14 protein-coding genes are annotated in these 14,956 nt (G+C 72.9%); 8 read left to right on the top strand and 6 right to left on the bottom strand.

Features of this window, described 5'->3' with window-relative positions; genetic code table 11:
- The first annotated feature begins 39 nt into the window (after positions 1-39).
- The 4 genes from ACZ4QV_RS13515 (at position 40) to ACZ4QV_RS13530 (ending at position 3,878) form a co-directional block, all read left to right on the top strand.
- Positions 40-372 (top strand): DUF427 domain-containing protein, encoded by a 333-nt coding sequence (locus tag ACZ4QV_RS13515; protein WP_361587728.1) that lies wholly within the window; start codon positions 40-42, stop codon positions 370-372.
- 123 nt (positions 373-495) lie between these two features.
- Positions 496-1,476, top strand: a complete 981-nt coding sequence (locus ACZ4QV_RS13520) for a metallophosphoesterase family protein (protein ID WP_361148063.1) — start codon at positions 496-498, stop codon at positions 1,474-1,476.
- Positions 1,477-1,497: 21 nt separating this feature from the next.
- Positions 1,498-2,748: an MFS transporter gene (locus ACZ4QV_RS13525; protein WP_361148065.1), complete on the top strand. Its 1,251-nt coding sequence runs from the start codon at positions 1,498-1,500 to the stop codon at positions 2,746-2,748.
- A complete protein-coding gene (locus tag ACZ4QV_RS13530; protein WP_467762904.1) occupies positions 2,748-3,878 on the top strand; it encodes a TolB-like translocation protein in 1,131 nt (376 codons plus the stop codon). Before ACZ4QV_RS13525 ends, ACZ4QV_RS13530 begins: the two co-directional genes overlap by 1 nt.
- Before the next feature lie 64 nt (positions 3,879-3,942).
- Here the strand turns inward: ACZ4QV_RS13530 and ACZ4QV_RS13535 are convergent, their stop codons facing one another.
- The 5 genes from ACZ4QV_RS13535 to ACZ4QV_RS13555 form a co-directional block, all read right to left on the bottom strand.
- Positions 3,943-4,758, bottom strand: a complete 816-nt coding sequence (locus ACZ4QV_RS13535; protein WP_467762922.1) for a DUF309 domain-containing protein — start codon at positions 4,756-4,758, stop codon at positions 3,943-3,945.
- A 144-nt stretch (positions 4,759-4,902) separates the two neighbouring features.
- The gene (locus tag ACZ4QV_RS13540; protein ID WP_361617628.1) at positions 4,903-6,150 is read right to left on the bottom strand and encodes a D-alanyl-D-alanine carboxypeptidase family protein; all 1,248 of its coding nucleotides are present in this window, start codon (positions 6,148-6,150) and stop codon (positions 4,903-4,905) included.
- 246 nt (positions 6,151-6,396) lie between these two features.
- Entirely contained in the window at positions 6,397-7,686 is a 1,290-nt protein-coding gene (locus ACZ4QV_RS13545) for a cytochrome P450 family protein (protein WP_361148071.1), read from the bottom strand.
- A gap of 95 nt (positions 7,687-7,781) precedes the next feature.
- Positions 7,782-9,086, bottom strand: coding sequence for an MAB_1171c family putative transporter (locus ACZ4QV_RS13550; RefSeq protein WP_361148073.1), 1,305 nt, complete (start codon positions 9,084-9,086; stop codon positions 7,782-7,784).
- A complete protein-coding gene (locus tag ACZ4QV_RS13555) occupies positions 9,079-9,453 on the bottom strand; it encodes a hypothetical protein (RefSeq protein WP_361148075.1) in 375 nt (124 codons plus the stop codon). Before ACZ4QV_RS13555 ends, ACZ4QV_RS13550 begins: the two co-directional genes overlap by 8 nt.
- Positions 9,454-10,390: 937 nt before the next feature.
- Here ACZ4QV_RS13555 and ACZ4QV_RS13560 point away from each other — a divergent pair.
- On the top strand, positions 10,391-10,516 hold the full coding sequence (locus tag ACZ4QV_RS13560) for a hypothetical protein (protein WP_361148077.1): 126 nt from the start codon (positions 10,391-10,393) through the stop codon (positions 10,514-10,516).
- A gap of 305 nt (positions 10,517-10,821) precedes the next feature.
- Positions 10,822-12,066 (top strand): ParB N-terminal domain-containing protein, encoded by a 1,245-nt coding sequence (locus tag ACZ4QV_RS13565; protein WP_361587718.1) that lies wholly within the window; start codon positions 10,822-10,824, stop codon positions 12,064-12,066.
- Positions 12,067-12,117: 51 nt separating this feature from the next.
- Here ACZ4QV_RS13565 and hisC read toward each other — a convergent pair whose 3' ends face one another.
- Positions 12,118-13,257, bottom strand: a complete 1,140-nt coding sequence (gene hisC / locus ACZ4QV_RS13570; protein ID WP_467762905.1) for a histidinol-phosphate transaminase — start codon at positions 13,255-13,257, stop codon at positions 12,118-12,120.
- Positions 13,258-13,616: 359 nt separating this feature from the next.
- On the opposite strand from hisC, the gene ACZ4QV_RS13575 reads away from it, so the two are divergent.
- Positions 13,617-14,612: a class I SAM-dependent methyltransferase gene (locus tag ACZ4QV_RS13575; RefSeq protein ID WP_361148083.1), complete on the top strand. Its 996-nt coding sequence runs from the start codon at positions 13,617-13,619 to the stop codon at positions 14,610-14,612.
- An 85-nt stretch (positions 14,613-14,697) separates the two neighbouring features.
- Entirely contained in the window at positions 14,698-14,928 is a 231-nt protein-coding gene (locus ACZ4QV_RS13580; protein ID WP_361148085.1) for an MbtH family protein, read from the top strand.
- The last annotated feature ends 28 nt before the right edge of the window (positions 14,929-14,956 follow it).

The following is a 14,956-nucleotide window of genomic DNA, read 5'->3' on the forward strand; positions in this document are numbered from 1 at the left end:
CACCCTAGGAGCCTCACACCCCGTCGGAGAGGAACCGTCATGCCGTCCGTACCAGGGCACCGCATCACCGTCGAGCAGGGCACCGAGCACGTCCGGGTCGTCCACGACGGCCAGGTGGTCGCCGACAGCCGCCGTCCGCTGCTGCTGCGCGAGACCGGTTATCCGGTGCGCTACTACCTGCCGCCGGAGGACGTCCGGACGGATCTGCTGGTCCCGTCCGAGACCCGTACCCACTGCCCGTTCAAGGGAGACGCCTCCTACTGGTCACTTTCCGGTGGCCCGGAGGACATCGCGTGGGCCTACCCTGCGCCGAAGTCCGCGGTCGAGCAGATCAAGGATCATCTGTGCTTCCACGAAACGGAGTTGGTGTGAGCGACACGGCGCGGCAGTGAGTAGGAAAGTTTCCTAACCATTCTCCGTCAGGCTTATTGACGCGTACATGCGCCGTCGTCAAGATTCCTCCGAACGGCACCTCCGCCGACCGAGGAGACGGACATGACGCCCACCCCCCGCGCCGCGAAGTCCCGCACCACCCGCCCGGCCAGGCCCTTCCTCACCAACCCCCGCACCGGCATACCCACCGCCGCGGGCGCGGTCCTCGCGCTCGTCGGCGGTGCGGTGCTGTGGTCGCCGGCCGGCCGGGCGGACGCCGCGCCGGAGCGGACGGCGGCGCGGGCCGGCGGGTTCACGGTGGTCGCCGCCGGTGACATCGCCGAGCAGTGCACCGCGAGCAGCAGTAGCTGCGTGCACCCGAAGACCGCGGCCCAGGTCAAGAAGATCGATCCGGCCTTCGTGCTCACCATGGGCGACAACCAGTACGACGACGCCCGGCTCAAGGACTTCCAGAAGTACTACGACACCTCCTGGGGCGCCTTCAAGTCCAGGACCCGCCCGGTCGCCGGCAACCACGAGACGTACGACCCGGCCGGCAAACTGGCCGGGTACAAGTCCTACTTCGGCTCCGTCGCCTACCCCCAGGGCAAGAGCTACTACAGCTTTGACCAGGGCAACTGGCACTTCGTCGCACTGGACTCCAACAGCCTGGACTCCGCGCAGACCAAGTGGCTCAAGAACGACCTCGCCGCCAACACCAAGAAGTGCGTGGCGGCCTACTGGCACCACCCGCTGTTCTCCTCCGGCGAGCACGGCAACAACCCGGTCGGCAAGCCCGTCTGGAAGCTGCTGTACGACGCCAAGGCCGAGCTGGTGCTCAACGGGCACGACCACCACTACGAGCGCTTCGCGCCGCAGAACCCGGACGGCAAGGCCGACCCGAAGGGCCTGGTCGAACTGCTCGCCGGGATGGGCGGCGCCAACCCGTACAAGATCGAGGAGGTCCAGCCGAACAGCGAGAAGCGGCTGACCAAGACCTTCGGCGTGGTCAAGCTGAACTTCACCGACGACGGGTTCTCCTGGGACCTGGTGGGCACGGACGGCAGGACGAAGGACAGCAGCCCGTCCTACCAGTGCCACTGACCGGCCCGGGACCCACCCGCCATGTATCTCGCCACCACCGGCGCGGCCGCCGCCACCACACGGCTGACGCGTGGCCGCGTCGCCGGACCGGTCCTCGCCCTCGGCACGGTCAGCCTGGTCACCGACATCTCCTCCGAGATGGTCACCGCGGTACTGCCGCTCTACTTCGTCCTCCAGCTCGGGCTCTCCCCCCTCCAGTTCGGTTTCCTGGACGGGCTCTACAACGGCGTCACCGCGCTCGTACGGCTGGCCGGCGGGCACGCCGCCGACCGCGGCGGACGGCACAAGCTGGTGGCCGGCACCGGCTACGCGCTGTCCGCGCTGTCCCGGCTGGGCCTGCTGCTCGCGGGCGGCGGCACGGCCGGGATCAGCGCGGCCATCGCCGCCGACCGCATCGGCAAGGGCGTACGCACCGCCCCGCGCGACGCGCTGATCTCGCTCAGCAGCCCGCCCGACGCACTGGGCCGGGCGTTCGGCGTGCACCGCGCGATGGACACCACGGGCGCGCTGCTCGGCCCGCTGGCCGCGTTCGCCCTGCTGTGGGCGACCGCGGACGCCTACGACGCGGTGTTCGTCGTCAGCTTCTGCGTCGGGCTGCTCGGCGTACTGCTGCTGGTCGTGTTCGTCCCCGGACGGGGCACCCTGGGGCCGGTGGCCGCGCCCGCCGCCGGGCCGCGGGTCCCGCTGCGCAGCAGGATCGCCGAGCCGCTGCGCGACGCCGCCTTCCGGCGCATCATGGCGGCCGCCGCCCTGCTGGGCGCCGCCACCATCGGCGACTCGTTCGTCTACCTGCTGCTCCAGCGGCAACTGGACTTCGCGGTCCGCTGGTTCCCGCTGCTGCCGCTCGGCACCGCCGCGGTCTATCTGCTGCTGGCGGTACCCGCCGGACGGCTCGGTGACCGCATCGGACGCCGGGTCCCCTTCCTCTTCGGCCATGCGGCGCTGCTCGCCGCGTATCTGCTGCTGCTCACCGTCGGCGACGGCACCGTCCTGCTGGCCGGTGTGCTGCTCCTGGTCGGCGTGTTCTACGCCGCGACCGACGGCGTGCTGATGGCCCTGGCAGGGCCGGCCCTGCCCGCGGCACGGCAGGCGAGCGGCATGGCCCTGCTGCAAACGGGCCAGGCACTGTGCCGACTGCTCGCCGCGGCGGGGTTCGGCGCCGCCTGGACGCTGTGGGGCAGCCGGGCGGCGCTGGTCATCGCCGTCGTCGTCCTCGCGGCTGCCCTGGTGGGCGCCGCCGCGCTGCTCCCTCGTACGGAAAGGCGGTCCTGATGGTCGCGACTGACATGGCAGGCCCGGTGGAGGCTGAGGACGCGGGCGGCCAGGCCCGTAAGGCGGGCCCTGGCGGGGTCTCGATGCGCGCCCGCGTCATCGCCGTCGCGGTGGCCACGGCCGTCCTCGCCACGGTCGCCGTGGTGTACACGGTGACGGCGGCCCGGCGCACCGAATCCACCGACCCGCCCTCGGCGTTCGGCCTGGACCGCGGGCAGTTGTACTTCCGCAGTACGCGGGAGGGGGACGGCGCCGGGCGGGTGGCGCGCCTGGCCGCTGCCTCCGGCCCCTCTGCCCACGGCGCCGCTGCGGTGAGCGCGGCAGCGGCCCCGGACCCGGACCGCCGCACCACCGGGGGCCCCGCCTGCGAGCGCTTCTACGCGGCCGGCGGCACCGCCCTGTGCCTCCAGCGCCGCCCCGGCATCCCCCCGGCCTCGTACGCCGTCGTGCTGGACGGGCGGCTGCGCGAGCAGCGCCATATCGCCCTGACCGGCATCCCCAACCGGGCGCGGGTCTCCGCCTCCGGCCGGATGCTGTCCTGGACGATGTTCGCCACCGGCGACTCGTACGCCACCACGTCCTTCTCCACCCGCACCTCGATCCTCGACACCCGCACCGGCTACCTGATCAAGAACATCGAGGACATCCCGCTCACCCTCGACGGCCGCCGCTACCACTCCCCCGACGTCAACTACTGGGGCGTCACCTTCGCCCGCGACGACAACCGCTTCTACGCCACCGTCTCCACGAAGGGCCGCACCTACCTCGTCGAGGGCGACATGCGCCGCTGGGCGGCCCGCACCCTGCGCGAGAACGTGGAGTGCCCGTCCCTCTCCCCCGACAACACCCGCCTCGCCTTCAAGAAGCGGGTACGCGAAGGGACCCGCGATCCCTGGCAGCTCTACGTGCTCGACCTGCGCACGATGCGCGAGCACCCGCTCGCGGAGCAGCGCAGCGTGGACGACCAGGCAGCCTGGCTGGACGACCGCACCCTCGGCTACGCGCTGCCGGGCAGCGGTGGGAAGGGCGGCGGCGGGACGGGCAGCGACATCTGGACCGTACCGGCGGACGGCACGGGCGCCCCGGCGCTTCGGGTGGCCGGGGCGTCTTCCCCGGCGCTGGTGCGCTGAGCCGGGGCGGGGCGGGCCAGGCCGAGGCGGGGCGCGTCGGGCCGGGGTGGGCCGCGTCGGGGCGTCAGGGGGTTTCGGCCGCCCGGGGGCCCTGGGCGTCGGAGATGCACAGGCGCGGCGCGTTCCCGGCCGCCGCCACCGGGCCGTCGAGCCGGTCCGCGAGGTCCCGCGCCCAGTCCGTGAGTCCGGGGACGTCGATGTCGTACGGGACGGTGTCCGCGTACGGGGCGATGGCGCCGGCGCCCCGGAGCAGCAGTGCCGCGCCGCCCTTGGCGTTGCCCCGGGCGGCGTGGGTCAGGCCGACGGCGAGCTGGGCGAGGCCACGCCACAGTTGCCGCTCCGGCTCGGGCGACATCTTCCAGGCGTCCTCCAGCACCTCGTGGGCATGGAAGGGCAGTCCGCGGTCCAGGAGGTCCTGCGCTTCGGCGAGCGCCTCACGGGGGCTGCGTTCGACGCCTTCGGGCTGGCGGGCCACGCCCGGTGCGCCGTACGGCAGCGGGCGCCCGAGACCGTCCCGCGGCCGGGCGTTGCGGGCCCGGCCTTCGGGGTCACGGTCCCGAGCGGCGGCCGGGACTTCGTCCGGGCTTCCGTTCAGGTCTTCGTCCGGGGCTTCGGCCGAGCCTTCATCCAGGTCCTCATTCAGGTCTTCATTTAGACCTTCACCCGATTCTTCCCTCGGACCTTCACTCGGGCCTTCATTCCGGGCGCGGGCAGCCATGGTCCGTCCTTCCGGTTCGGGGCCGTTCGCCACGGCAACGGCGTCCCCCGCTCCGCAGTGTTCGCAGCCGGGCTCCGCCGGGCGGTCCGAGATCCGGCCGCACTCCTGGCACACCTGGTCCAGCCAGCAGGCCGGGTCGCCGCCCTCGTCGCGTCGCGTCACGTTCACGGTTCGATTGTGCAGCGCGCGACGGGGCGGTGTGCGCCGGGGGCGGCGGCGCCCGATACGCGGCCCGGGTCCGGCTTCGTCATTGGCCGGATTTCGACGGCGCCGTGCAGCCGCCCACGACGGGTGGTGCGCCGCTGGTCAGGAGCCGCCTCCGGGCGTGCGCCGTCCGCGTACGTACATGCGCCAGCCGAAGACCGCGCCCACCGCGAGCGCCACGGCGAAGCCTCCGGCGACCGCCCACCCCGTGGTCTGCGACCACCGGCCGGGTTCCCGGGAGACCTGCGCGGCGACCGGCCGCGCGGAGGCGGAGGGGCGCTCGGCGCCGCTCCGCGCTCCGTCGGCCGAGGGGGCGGCCCGGCCGCCCGGCGCGGCCACGAGGGAGCCGACCGGACGGGCCTTGCCCGCGGCACGGAACCCCCAGTCCAGCAGCGAACCCGCCTCGTGGTAAACGGCGTTGGACGCGCCGGACTGCGGATTCAGCACGGTCACCAACAGCGTCCGGCCACCCCGTTCGGCCGCGGCGATCAGCGTGTTGCCCGCGTTGCTGGTGTAGCCGTTCTTGACGCCGACGATGCCCGGATAGCGCCGCAATCCGTTCGCGCCGGACAGCAGCCGGTTGGTGTTCTGGATCTCGAACGAGGGACTGCCCTTGCTGGGGAACCGGGCCGTCGTCGTGGCGCAGTACCTGGCGAAGTCGGCGTTGGCGAGCCCCGCGCGGCCGAAGACGCTCAGGTCGTACGCCGAGGACACCTGCCCCGGGCTGTCGTACCCGTCCGGGGACTTCACCGAGGTGTCGCGGGCGCCCAGTTGCCGCGCCCTGGCCTGCATCTCGCGGGCGGTGGCCGTCCAGCCGCCGTTCATCGCGGCGAGCACCCGTACGGCGTCGTTGCCGGAGCGCAGGAAGACCCCGCGCCACAGGTCGGCGACCTGGTAGCTGCGGCCCTCCTTGATGCCGACGAGGCTGCTGCCCGGGCCGATGCCCGCCAGTTCCGCCGGGGTGACCTTGTGCACGGCTCCCGCGCGGAACTTCGGCAGCACGGTGACCGCGAACAGGGTCTTGAGGGTGCTGGCCGGGGCGAGCCGCTGGTGCGCGTTCCTGGCCGCCAGCACGTCGCCCGTACGGACGTCCGTCACCGTCCAGGCGCGGGCCGACACGCCGTCGGGCAGCGCGGGAGCCCCGACCCCCGCCACCGTGCGCCCCGTACGGTCCCCCAGTTGGTCCGCCACCTGCCCCTTGGCCGCCCCCGCCCCCGGGTCCACGGCCCGCCGGCCCACCGCCACCTGCTCGGCGTGGGCCACCGCCGGTATGGAGGTGAGCGTCAGCCCGGTGGCGGCGATGACGGCCAGCACACCGGCATTCCGGGACAGAAGCGTCTCAAGTGCCATGTCTTCACGCTAGGAAGCCCGCACTTCGCCCGCAGAGGGGCCTACGCCAGACGGCCGAAGCGCCGAACGACCCGGCACATCAGAGGCCAAAGGCTCACGGGCGGCTACGGCAGCGGGGAGCGGTGCGGCCGCTCCGCGACACGGCAGGCGGAGCACATCCGCCCCGTACGCACGAGGACCCGCCCGGTGCGACGGGGGATGCACACCGGGCGGGCCTCACGACCTTTCTACCGCATGAAGGAACGGTTATGCCTCAAAAACTTGTTCGTCCCCCGATTCCCAGGCGACGGGGAGCGAGATCAAGCCACGTGCGCGCAGCGTGCGGCGGTAGCGCAGCCCGGACCGCGGAACATCCAGCCGCAGCCCGGGAAAACGGCTGATGAGAGCGGCCAACGCGGTCTCCGTCTCCATCCGCGCGAGGGCCGCGCCGAGGCAGTGGTGGATGCCGCGCCCGAACGTGAGGTGGCCCCCGGCGTCCCGGCCCGGGTCCAGCGTCCCGGCGTCGGGGAAGCGGTGCGGGTCCCGGTTGGCGGAGGCCAGGGAGAGCAGCACGGTCTCCCCCCGCGGCACCCGCACGCCACCGATCTCCACGTCCTCGACGGGGAACCGGCGGATGGCCAGCGAGACCGGTCCGTCGTAGCGGGCGAACTCCTCCACGGCCTTCGCGAGTTCGGCTGGATCCGCACGCAACGCCGTGAGGCGTTCGGGGTGGTCCAGCAGGGCGAGCACGGAATTGCCGATGAGGTGGACGGTGTTCTCGTAGCCGGCGAAGAGCAGGAGGAAGGCCAGCGAGGTCAGCTCGTCCTCGGTCAGCCGGTCCCCGTCGGTGTCCGGGCCCGCACCGCCGTCCGTACCGCTGTGCCCCTCCCCGTCCGTACCGCCGTCCCTGACCATGATCAGGTCGGACAGCAGGTCGTCCCCCGGGGCGGTCCGCTTGGCCGCGATCAGGCCGGTGTAGTACCGCATCATCGCCCCGACGGCCTGCTTCGTCTGCTCCGGCCGGGCCGGGTCGGGCGTGATCAGCGCGTCCGTCCAGCTCCGGAAGTCCGGGCGGTCCCGCTCCGGTACGCCGAGCAGGTCACAGATGACGGCGATGGGCAACGGACCGGCGTAACTCGCCATCAGGTCGGTCCGGCCGGCCTCCGCCACCGCGTCCAGCAGGCCGTCCGCGAGCCGCCGCACGGGCTCCCGCAGTTTCTCGACCCGGGCGGGGGTGAACGCCTTCGCCACCAGGCGGCGCACCCGCGTGTGGTCCGGGGGGTCCATGTTGAGCAGGTTGGCGTCCAGCGCGGGTGGCAGCGAGAACCCGCGGTAACCGCCCCCCGCATGGCGTTTGTCGAGCGAGAGCCGGGGGTCGGACAGTCCGCGACGCACGTCCTCGTACCGTGTCACCAGCCATGCGGGCTGTCCGTCGGGGCCGGCGATGCGGTGTACGGGCCCGGCCTCCCGCAGCGCCGCGTAGCCGGCGTACGGGTCGTCCAGGAGGTGCGTCACGTCGATGAGGTCGTCGGGGCCGGTCTCGGCGGTCTTCTGCATGGTGCACGACTCTAGACACGTCGGCAGCCGGTCCGGTCGGGCGGCCGCCGGTGCCCTCGAAGCCGCCGCGCCATCGCGACACCCCGCCCCGCGCCTCAGTGCCGCTGCATGGCGCTGCGCTGCCGCAGCTCGGTGAGCACCGTGTCCGTCAGCGGCGAGTGGTAGACATCGGCGACCCGCGCCAAGTGCTCGAATTCGGCCGACAGTTCGGCCACATCTCCGGGGCAGGCACCACCGGCCCGGCCGACCGGCAGTTGCTCCCGGCCCCCGGCCGCCCCCGGCCGGGCGCGCTCCCCCGCCCGCTCCTCGGCCATCACCACCACACTGTCGGAACCGAGGACGGGTACGAGGCCGATCGCCCGGTTCTCCAGTCCGCGGCGCAGCGCGGCAGCCTCCGCGACGGCCGCCAACTGCCGTTCGTCCGCCACGACCGCGCGCCCGCGCTCCCGCGCGATGTCGATGGTGTCCGACTCCACGTACCGCCGGATGCCGCGCTGGACGTCCCGGATCTCCGCCATCTGCCGGTCGGCGCGCCGCTGGAGGCCGGTGAGCCGCCACCGGCCGGCCCCGGCCGGACGCCGCGCGGCCACCTCGGGAGCTTGCGCGGCGACGTCCTTCCACAGCGGGTGCAGGCGGCGCAGCCGGCGCCAGGCGTACGCCCGGGTACCGGCGGCCGGCAGCGCGAGTCCGGCCAGCACCAGGACCGCGGCGACCGACGCGCTCAGCGGCGCCACCCCGTCGGAGAGCCACGGCGCCTCGTGCCCGGCCCAGGACAGCACGCAGCCGGCCAGCTTGCAGGCGCAGTACACCAGGCCGAGCCAGCAGCCGGTGGCCAGCACCCGCAGGCCGCGGGCGAGCCAGGACGGACCGACTCGGCGGGCGTAGCGCGGGCAGAGGGTGCCCAGCCCCGCGAGGCTCGCGCCGAAGATGGCCAGATACAGCACCAGGAACGTCATCACGCCCGGCGAGCCGGTGTACGCCGTACTGAAGTCGCGGGAGTCCTCCACGCCGCCCGGCCGCCCGACGGCGAAGCACAGGACCGCGAGCGCCCAGGCGACGGCCACGGCCGCCACCGCCGCGCGGGACCGCCTCCGGGCCCGCGCGCGGCCCTCCGCCCCCGTACCGCTGTTCCAGCGCAACAGCAGGACGAACGCGCCGGCCGAGAAGACCACGACCGCGGAGTAGAGAACGACCATCGACAGGTTCGGCACACCGGTCAGCCGGTCGAACCACCGGTACACGCCGGGGGCGGAGAGGACGAACCCGGTCGCGACACAGGCGCTCATCACACAGGTCAGACCCAGGTCCGTGTTGCCGCGGTCGCCGAGCCAGGCGCGTGTCTTGAGGACGACGACGGCCCAGGCCGCCCCGCCGAAACACAGGTACAGCACGTCAAACACCCGTTCCCCCGTCCGTGGTAACTGTGCCGGCGCCGCTCGCGGCGTCGTCCTTCCCGTCCGCGCCGCCCGCGCGTCCCGTGCCGTTCCGCTCGGCGCGCCGGTGCCGCAGTGCGGGCTCCCGGGCCGCGGCGAGGCCGGCGGCTCGTCCCGTCGGGCCGGGCCCGTGGTCGGGCGCCGAGGGCGCCACCCGCTCCATGAGCAGCGCGACCAGCACGGTGTGTGTCCGGTGCCAGGGTGCGGTCCGGCGTTCGCAGAAGATCCGGTACCCGTCGGCGGTACGGGACGTCAGGCCGGACGTGGTACCACCCAGCCTCGTCGGCACGATCCGTACGGGCTCCCCCAGGCGCGCCGCGACGGCGTCGCACACGTCCGCCTGGATTGTCGGGCCGGGCAGGCCGAGTTCCGTGATCAGTCGGCGGCACCGGTACCGTGCGCGCCGGGCCCGCGGGCCCGGCGCGCAGGCGGCCCCACCGTGTCGTACGCACGCTCCGCGCCCCGTTCCCGGTCCGCGCGCCCCCCATCAGCATCCGCCCCCCGGCTGCGTTCCCCCGGATTCCGGCCGCCCCGCGCCCCGCACGCAGTTGCCACCGCCGAAACCGCAGCCCGCATCCTGTCACGCGCGCGATATCGCGCACCAGTGCACTTACGGTCAGCGAAAAGCGCGGAAACCGCGGCCCATGACCGAGGATTCCCAGCTCGGACCGGCGCGAACGGCCGGAGCCCGACCGGAGCCCGACCGGTGGCCGTCCGCACCGGCCGCGCCGGCCGGACCGCGTCATGACCGGTTCGAGCTCTGGCCCGAACGCCCCGGCCTGCGTCCGTGGTTGCGCCCTGTCCATGGACAAGCGGCCGGGCCACCGGCCCCCGGCCCACACATGGCGCGCAGACACCGTTCAACAACGGCGCCAGATCCCCGACCTAGACCCTTACCGGCCATTTCGCTCGGTGTCGGCCCGGGAGTCGTGCCGGAGTGCTGACAGAGCGCGTCGAGCGGCCGGTGAAGGACGGGCTGCCGGGGCACCGGAGCCGGTCCGGCGGGGCATGACGCCTGCTCAGGTGGGCGCGGGGCGGGGCCGACGGCGGGCGGCGAAAGCACCTCCGCGGCGCTCGCCCGTCGCCACAGGTTCCCCACGCGGAACAGCCCGTTGGACGGTGTACGGCGATTGATCCCGCCGAGACACGATCGTAGTGTGGCGCGAGTTACCAGCGTGCTTCAGGCGCCCGCCCCGTCCTGCTCAGCTCCGTCCACGGGGAGTCCGCGTTGCTTCGCCAGACCGGTGATCGGGCCGGGGAAGGGGGAACCCATGCGCACCGGAGCGGCCCGTCCCGTGACCCGGCCCGCAGAGGCCGCGTCCGTACGGCGACGCGTGTGCCGCCCGCGCGAGGACACCGTCCACCTCGGCGACGCCGTACCGGCCGCCTCTTCGTGAAGTCCCGGTAGTCCCGCGAGGAACGTCTGTGCTGCAGTGACGGAGATCGTCGACGGGGGTCACATGGAACGTGCACCGATCCTGCCGTGCTGCCGGGCCCCGGGCCCGTCGGCGCGGCGCGGCATGCCCGGCACCGCCCCGGCCACGACGCGTCCGCGACGCGCGGTTCCCCCGTACACGTACACGGCGCGAAGACGCCGCCCGGCAGAGTGAACCGGAGTCGATTCGCCCCGCCTGGAGGTGGCTACGTTCTTTCGGTCTGCACCGCTTGATTCTCGCTGCGAAGAGGTCCGAAAGGTGAGGTAATGACCGGTCATCAGTACTCCAGCACGCTTGACGGGACCGACCAGGACGAGCTCACTGCACTGACCGGGGAGACGGCACCGGACACGGTCGGCACACGCGGGAGAGCGGAGGCGAACTCCGCCCAGCGGGTACCGATCGGCACACTGGCGGTGGGGGACGGCCCGCGTTTCACGGGTGAGGACGTCGCCCACACCCGGCTGCTGTCGGAAGTGGTCGACGACCTGCCCCCCATCGTCGTGCACCGGAGCACCATGCAGGTGATCGACGGTGTGCACCGCCTGCGGGCCATGCACCTGGCCGGCCGGGACAGCGTCCGGGTGGAGTTCTTCGACGGGAGCGAGGACAGCGCCTTCGTCCGGGCGGTCGAGGCGAACGTCCGGCACGGGCTGCCGCTGTCCGTGGCCGAGCGCCGGGCGGCCGCCGTCCGGATCATGTCCTCCCATCCGGACTGGTCCGACCGGCGGATCGCCGCGGTCGCCGGACTGTCCGCCAGGACCGTGGCCGACATACGGTCGTCGAGCGACTCCGTCCGGGAGGCGGACGAGGTGCGACTGGGGCGGGACGGCCGTGCGCGGCCCCTCGAAGCCGCCGACGGGCGCCGGCTCGCCGGCCGTCTCATCGCCGCACGGCCCGAGGCGTCGCTGCGGGAGATCGCCAAGGACGCGGGCATCTCACCGGAGACCGTGCGGGACGTACGGCAGCGGCTGGCCCGTGGTGAGGACCCGGTGCCGCAGAGCCGCCGCGGCAAGCCCGCCCGGACCCGGCGGGACGTCAGTTACGAGCGGGTACGGCCGGGCCGGGTCGTCGAACGGATCCCGAACGGCCCGGCGTCCCACGACCGTCAGGCGGCCATCGTCCAGGCCCTGCGGCGCGATCCGTCACTGCGGCTGTCGGAATCGGGCCGGCTGCTGCTGCGCTGGCTGGAGGTCTCCCTGTCCGCCGCCAGGGAATGGGACCGCATTCTGGGCGCCGTCCCCAGCCACCGGACGCAGCAGATGGCCGATCTCGCCAAGTCCTTCGCCGAGGACTGGGGCCGGCTGGCCGACCAGGTCGGCAGCCGGACGGCACCGGATCGGACGGCACGGGATCAGTCGACGCCGGATCGGACGGCTCCAGAACAGACGACACCGGATCGGACACCGGAGTCGACTGCTGTGACGCCGCTCGCCTCAAGGGGTGTCCAACTGCGTAAATCCGCAGTTGGACACCCCCCGTCGGCGGAGGCGGACATCGGCCTCGTGTGACCGGCCGCGGCGTGGCGCGGCACCCGGCCGGCCGGTCCGTTCCGTTCGCCGTCAGGGCGCCGGATCACCCGACGCCGCCGGCCGGTCCGGCACCGGCCGGGAGTGATCGCCGACGGGCGCCCGTACCTTCCTCCGCCAGCCCGCGGCCGCGGCCAGGAAGGCGTCGTTGTCCTCCGGTGACCCCACTGAGACCCGCAGGCCCTCTTCCGGGAAGGTGCGCACCGCGACCCCTCGGGCGGCACACCACTCGCCGAAGGCGGTGCTGGCGGCGCCCAGACGCAGCCACACGAAATTGGCTTCGCTGTGCGGCACGTCCCACCCGTCGGCGCGCAGCGCCCCGCGCACCCGGGTCCGTTCGGCGACGAGGTCGTCGGCCCTGGCGAACAGTTCCTTCCGGTGGTGCAGCGCGGCCGACGCGGCGGCCTGCGCGACGCTGCTCAGCGAGTACGGGAGGCACGCCTTACGCAGTTGGGCGACGAGGTACGGCGAGCCGATGAGGTAGCCGATCCGCAGTCCCGCGAGCCCGTACGCCTTGGAGAACGTGCGCAGCACGACGAGGTTGGGGTGGTCCGCCACCAGGGCGATCGCGCTCCGCGCCGCCGGGTCACGCACGTACTCGAAGTACGCCTCGTCCACCGCGACGAGACAGTCCTCGGGTATCCGGTCCACGAAGGCGCGCAGTTCCTCGGCGTCGAGCAGGGTGCCCGTCGGGTTGTTCGGGTTGCACAGCAGGACCAGCCGGGTGCGGTCGCCGACGTGCCGCGCCATCGCGGGCAGGTCGTGCCGCTCGGCCACCAGCGGCACCCGGACGCTGCGCACGCCGGCGAGGTCGGCGAGGACCGGGTACAGCTCGAACGTCCGCCAGGCGTGGACCACTTCGGCCTGCGGTTCGGCGACGGCCTGGAAGAGCATCTGGACCAGCGCGATGGAGCCGGCCCCCAGTGCCACCTGGTCCTCGGCGACACCGTGGGTCCGCGCGAGCTGTGCCGTCAGGTCGGTCCCGTGGAAGTCGGGGTAGCGGTTCACCGTGCCCGCCGCCCCGTGGACCGCCGCGAGGATGTCGGAAAGCGGCTCGCGCGGGGACTCGTTCGCCGCGAGCGGATGGAATTCCCCCGTCGCGGACCGCACGGGCCGCGACGGGAGATAGGCGGGCAGGTCGTCGAACACCGGCCGGATACGCGGCCTTCGCATGGCACCTCCGGGAACCGCGGGTGAAGGGATTCGACGGTAGCCAGGAAGCCGGAAGGACGACAGGACCACGAAGCCTTTTCCGGTGTGCGCGGTGGAGAGTTCGGAGAGCCCCCGGCGGCCGTGTACGAAGCCCGTCCGTCCACCCCCTCCGTCAACCGCCCGGTAACTACCGGAAAAGACGCTCGGTGGACAGGGTCCGGCGCGTTGGACAGCGGCCGGGCAGTTCGACGTCCGCCCTGTTCCCGGTGCGGTGGTGATTACTTGATTGGACGGAGACGGCGACACGACAATGTCGTTCGCCGAGTACGCACCTGTCGCCCCTCTTCCCGAGGACATCGCCCTCGAATTCGGAGCCGCGAATGAGCGTCAATGATTCCACCCACGACGGCGAGACAGCCGCTGATCTGGCCGCGGTGGCCGCCCTGCTCGAAGTAGCCGAGGAACTCGGAATATCCCCGCTGCTGGACCGCCCGGAGCCTTTCACGGTCGAGGACGTGGCCGAAGCGACCGCCGCGCCTTTGGGAAACTGCGCCGAGTTCGTGCGTGCCTTGCAGGTCGCGGGCCTGGTCGACCGTATCGACGACTCTCCGCGGTTCCGGCCGTGTGCCGACATGGCGGACCGCAGGTACGAGTCGGGATATCTGTCGTGGGCCATGAACGCGAACCGGCCTTACATCGAGCACGCGCTGGAATTCCTCCGCGACCCGGACGCGGCGGGCGAGAAGTACGACCGTGACGGCCGCTGGGTGGCCGTTTCGTCGCGCTGGGTCGGTTCGCAGGGCTTCTATCCGCACGCGTTCTCGCAGATCGTGGACTCCCGTCCGGCCAAGGTGGCCGACCTGGGCGCGGGCGCCGGAGGGCTCCTCGTCCACCTGCTGCGTACCCTCCCGGACTGTACGGGGGCCGCGATCGACATGAGCGCCGCGGCCTGCGCGGAGGCCAGGCGGGCCGCGGAACGTGCCGGTGTGGCGGACCGGCTCGACGTGGTGAACCGCAGCATCGAGTCGCTGGTGGCCGACCCCGCGCCGCTGCGGGACGCCGACGTCGTGCACGCGGGGTTCGTGATGCACGACGTGGTGAGTGATCCCGACACGTTCCTCGCGGTGCTGCGCACCTGCCGGTCGGTCACGGCGGAGGGCTGCCGTCTGATCGTCACCGACGCGGTGCCCTATGTGACCGATGCGCGGGAGCGGGCGTTCAGCTCGCTCTTCACCTATCTGCACGCGAGTTCGATGGATATCCGGCTGCCCGCCGAGGAGGAGTGGCTGGACCTTTTCCGCCGGGCGGGATACAGCGACGTCCGGTGCACGGCGCACCGCATGCCGACCGGACGCATGTTCGTGGCGCGTGGCTGACCTTTCTCGGCCCGCCGATGAAGAAACGTTCCACCGCGGCTGTTCACCTCCTCACCGACGGCCTTTCCTGCCAAAGGGGATCACTGTGCCGGAAAACCCCTTCGACCCACCCGATGCCACGTTCCTCGTCCTCGTGAACCAGGAGTTCCAGCACTCCCTCTGGCCGGCGCCGGTCACCGTCCCCGACGGCTGGGACGTGGTGCACGAAGGCCCGCGGGCCGACTGCCTCGACTACGTCGACCGCCACTGGACGGACCTGCGACCGGCCAGCCTGGCACGCTCCCTGGACCCGTCCGGTCCGCGGTCGGCGGGGTGAGCCGGTGGATCTCCCAGACGACAAGGAG

It is taken from the genome of Streptomyces sp. NPDC026394 (assembly GCF_055567735.1).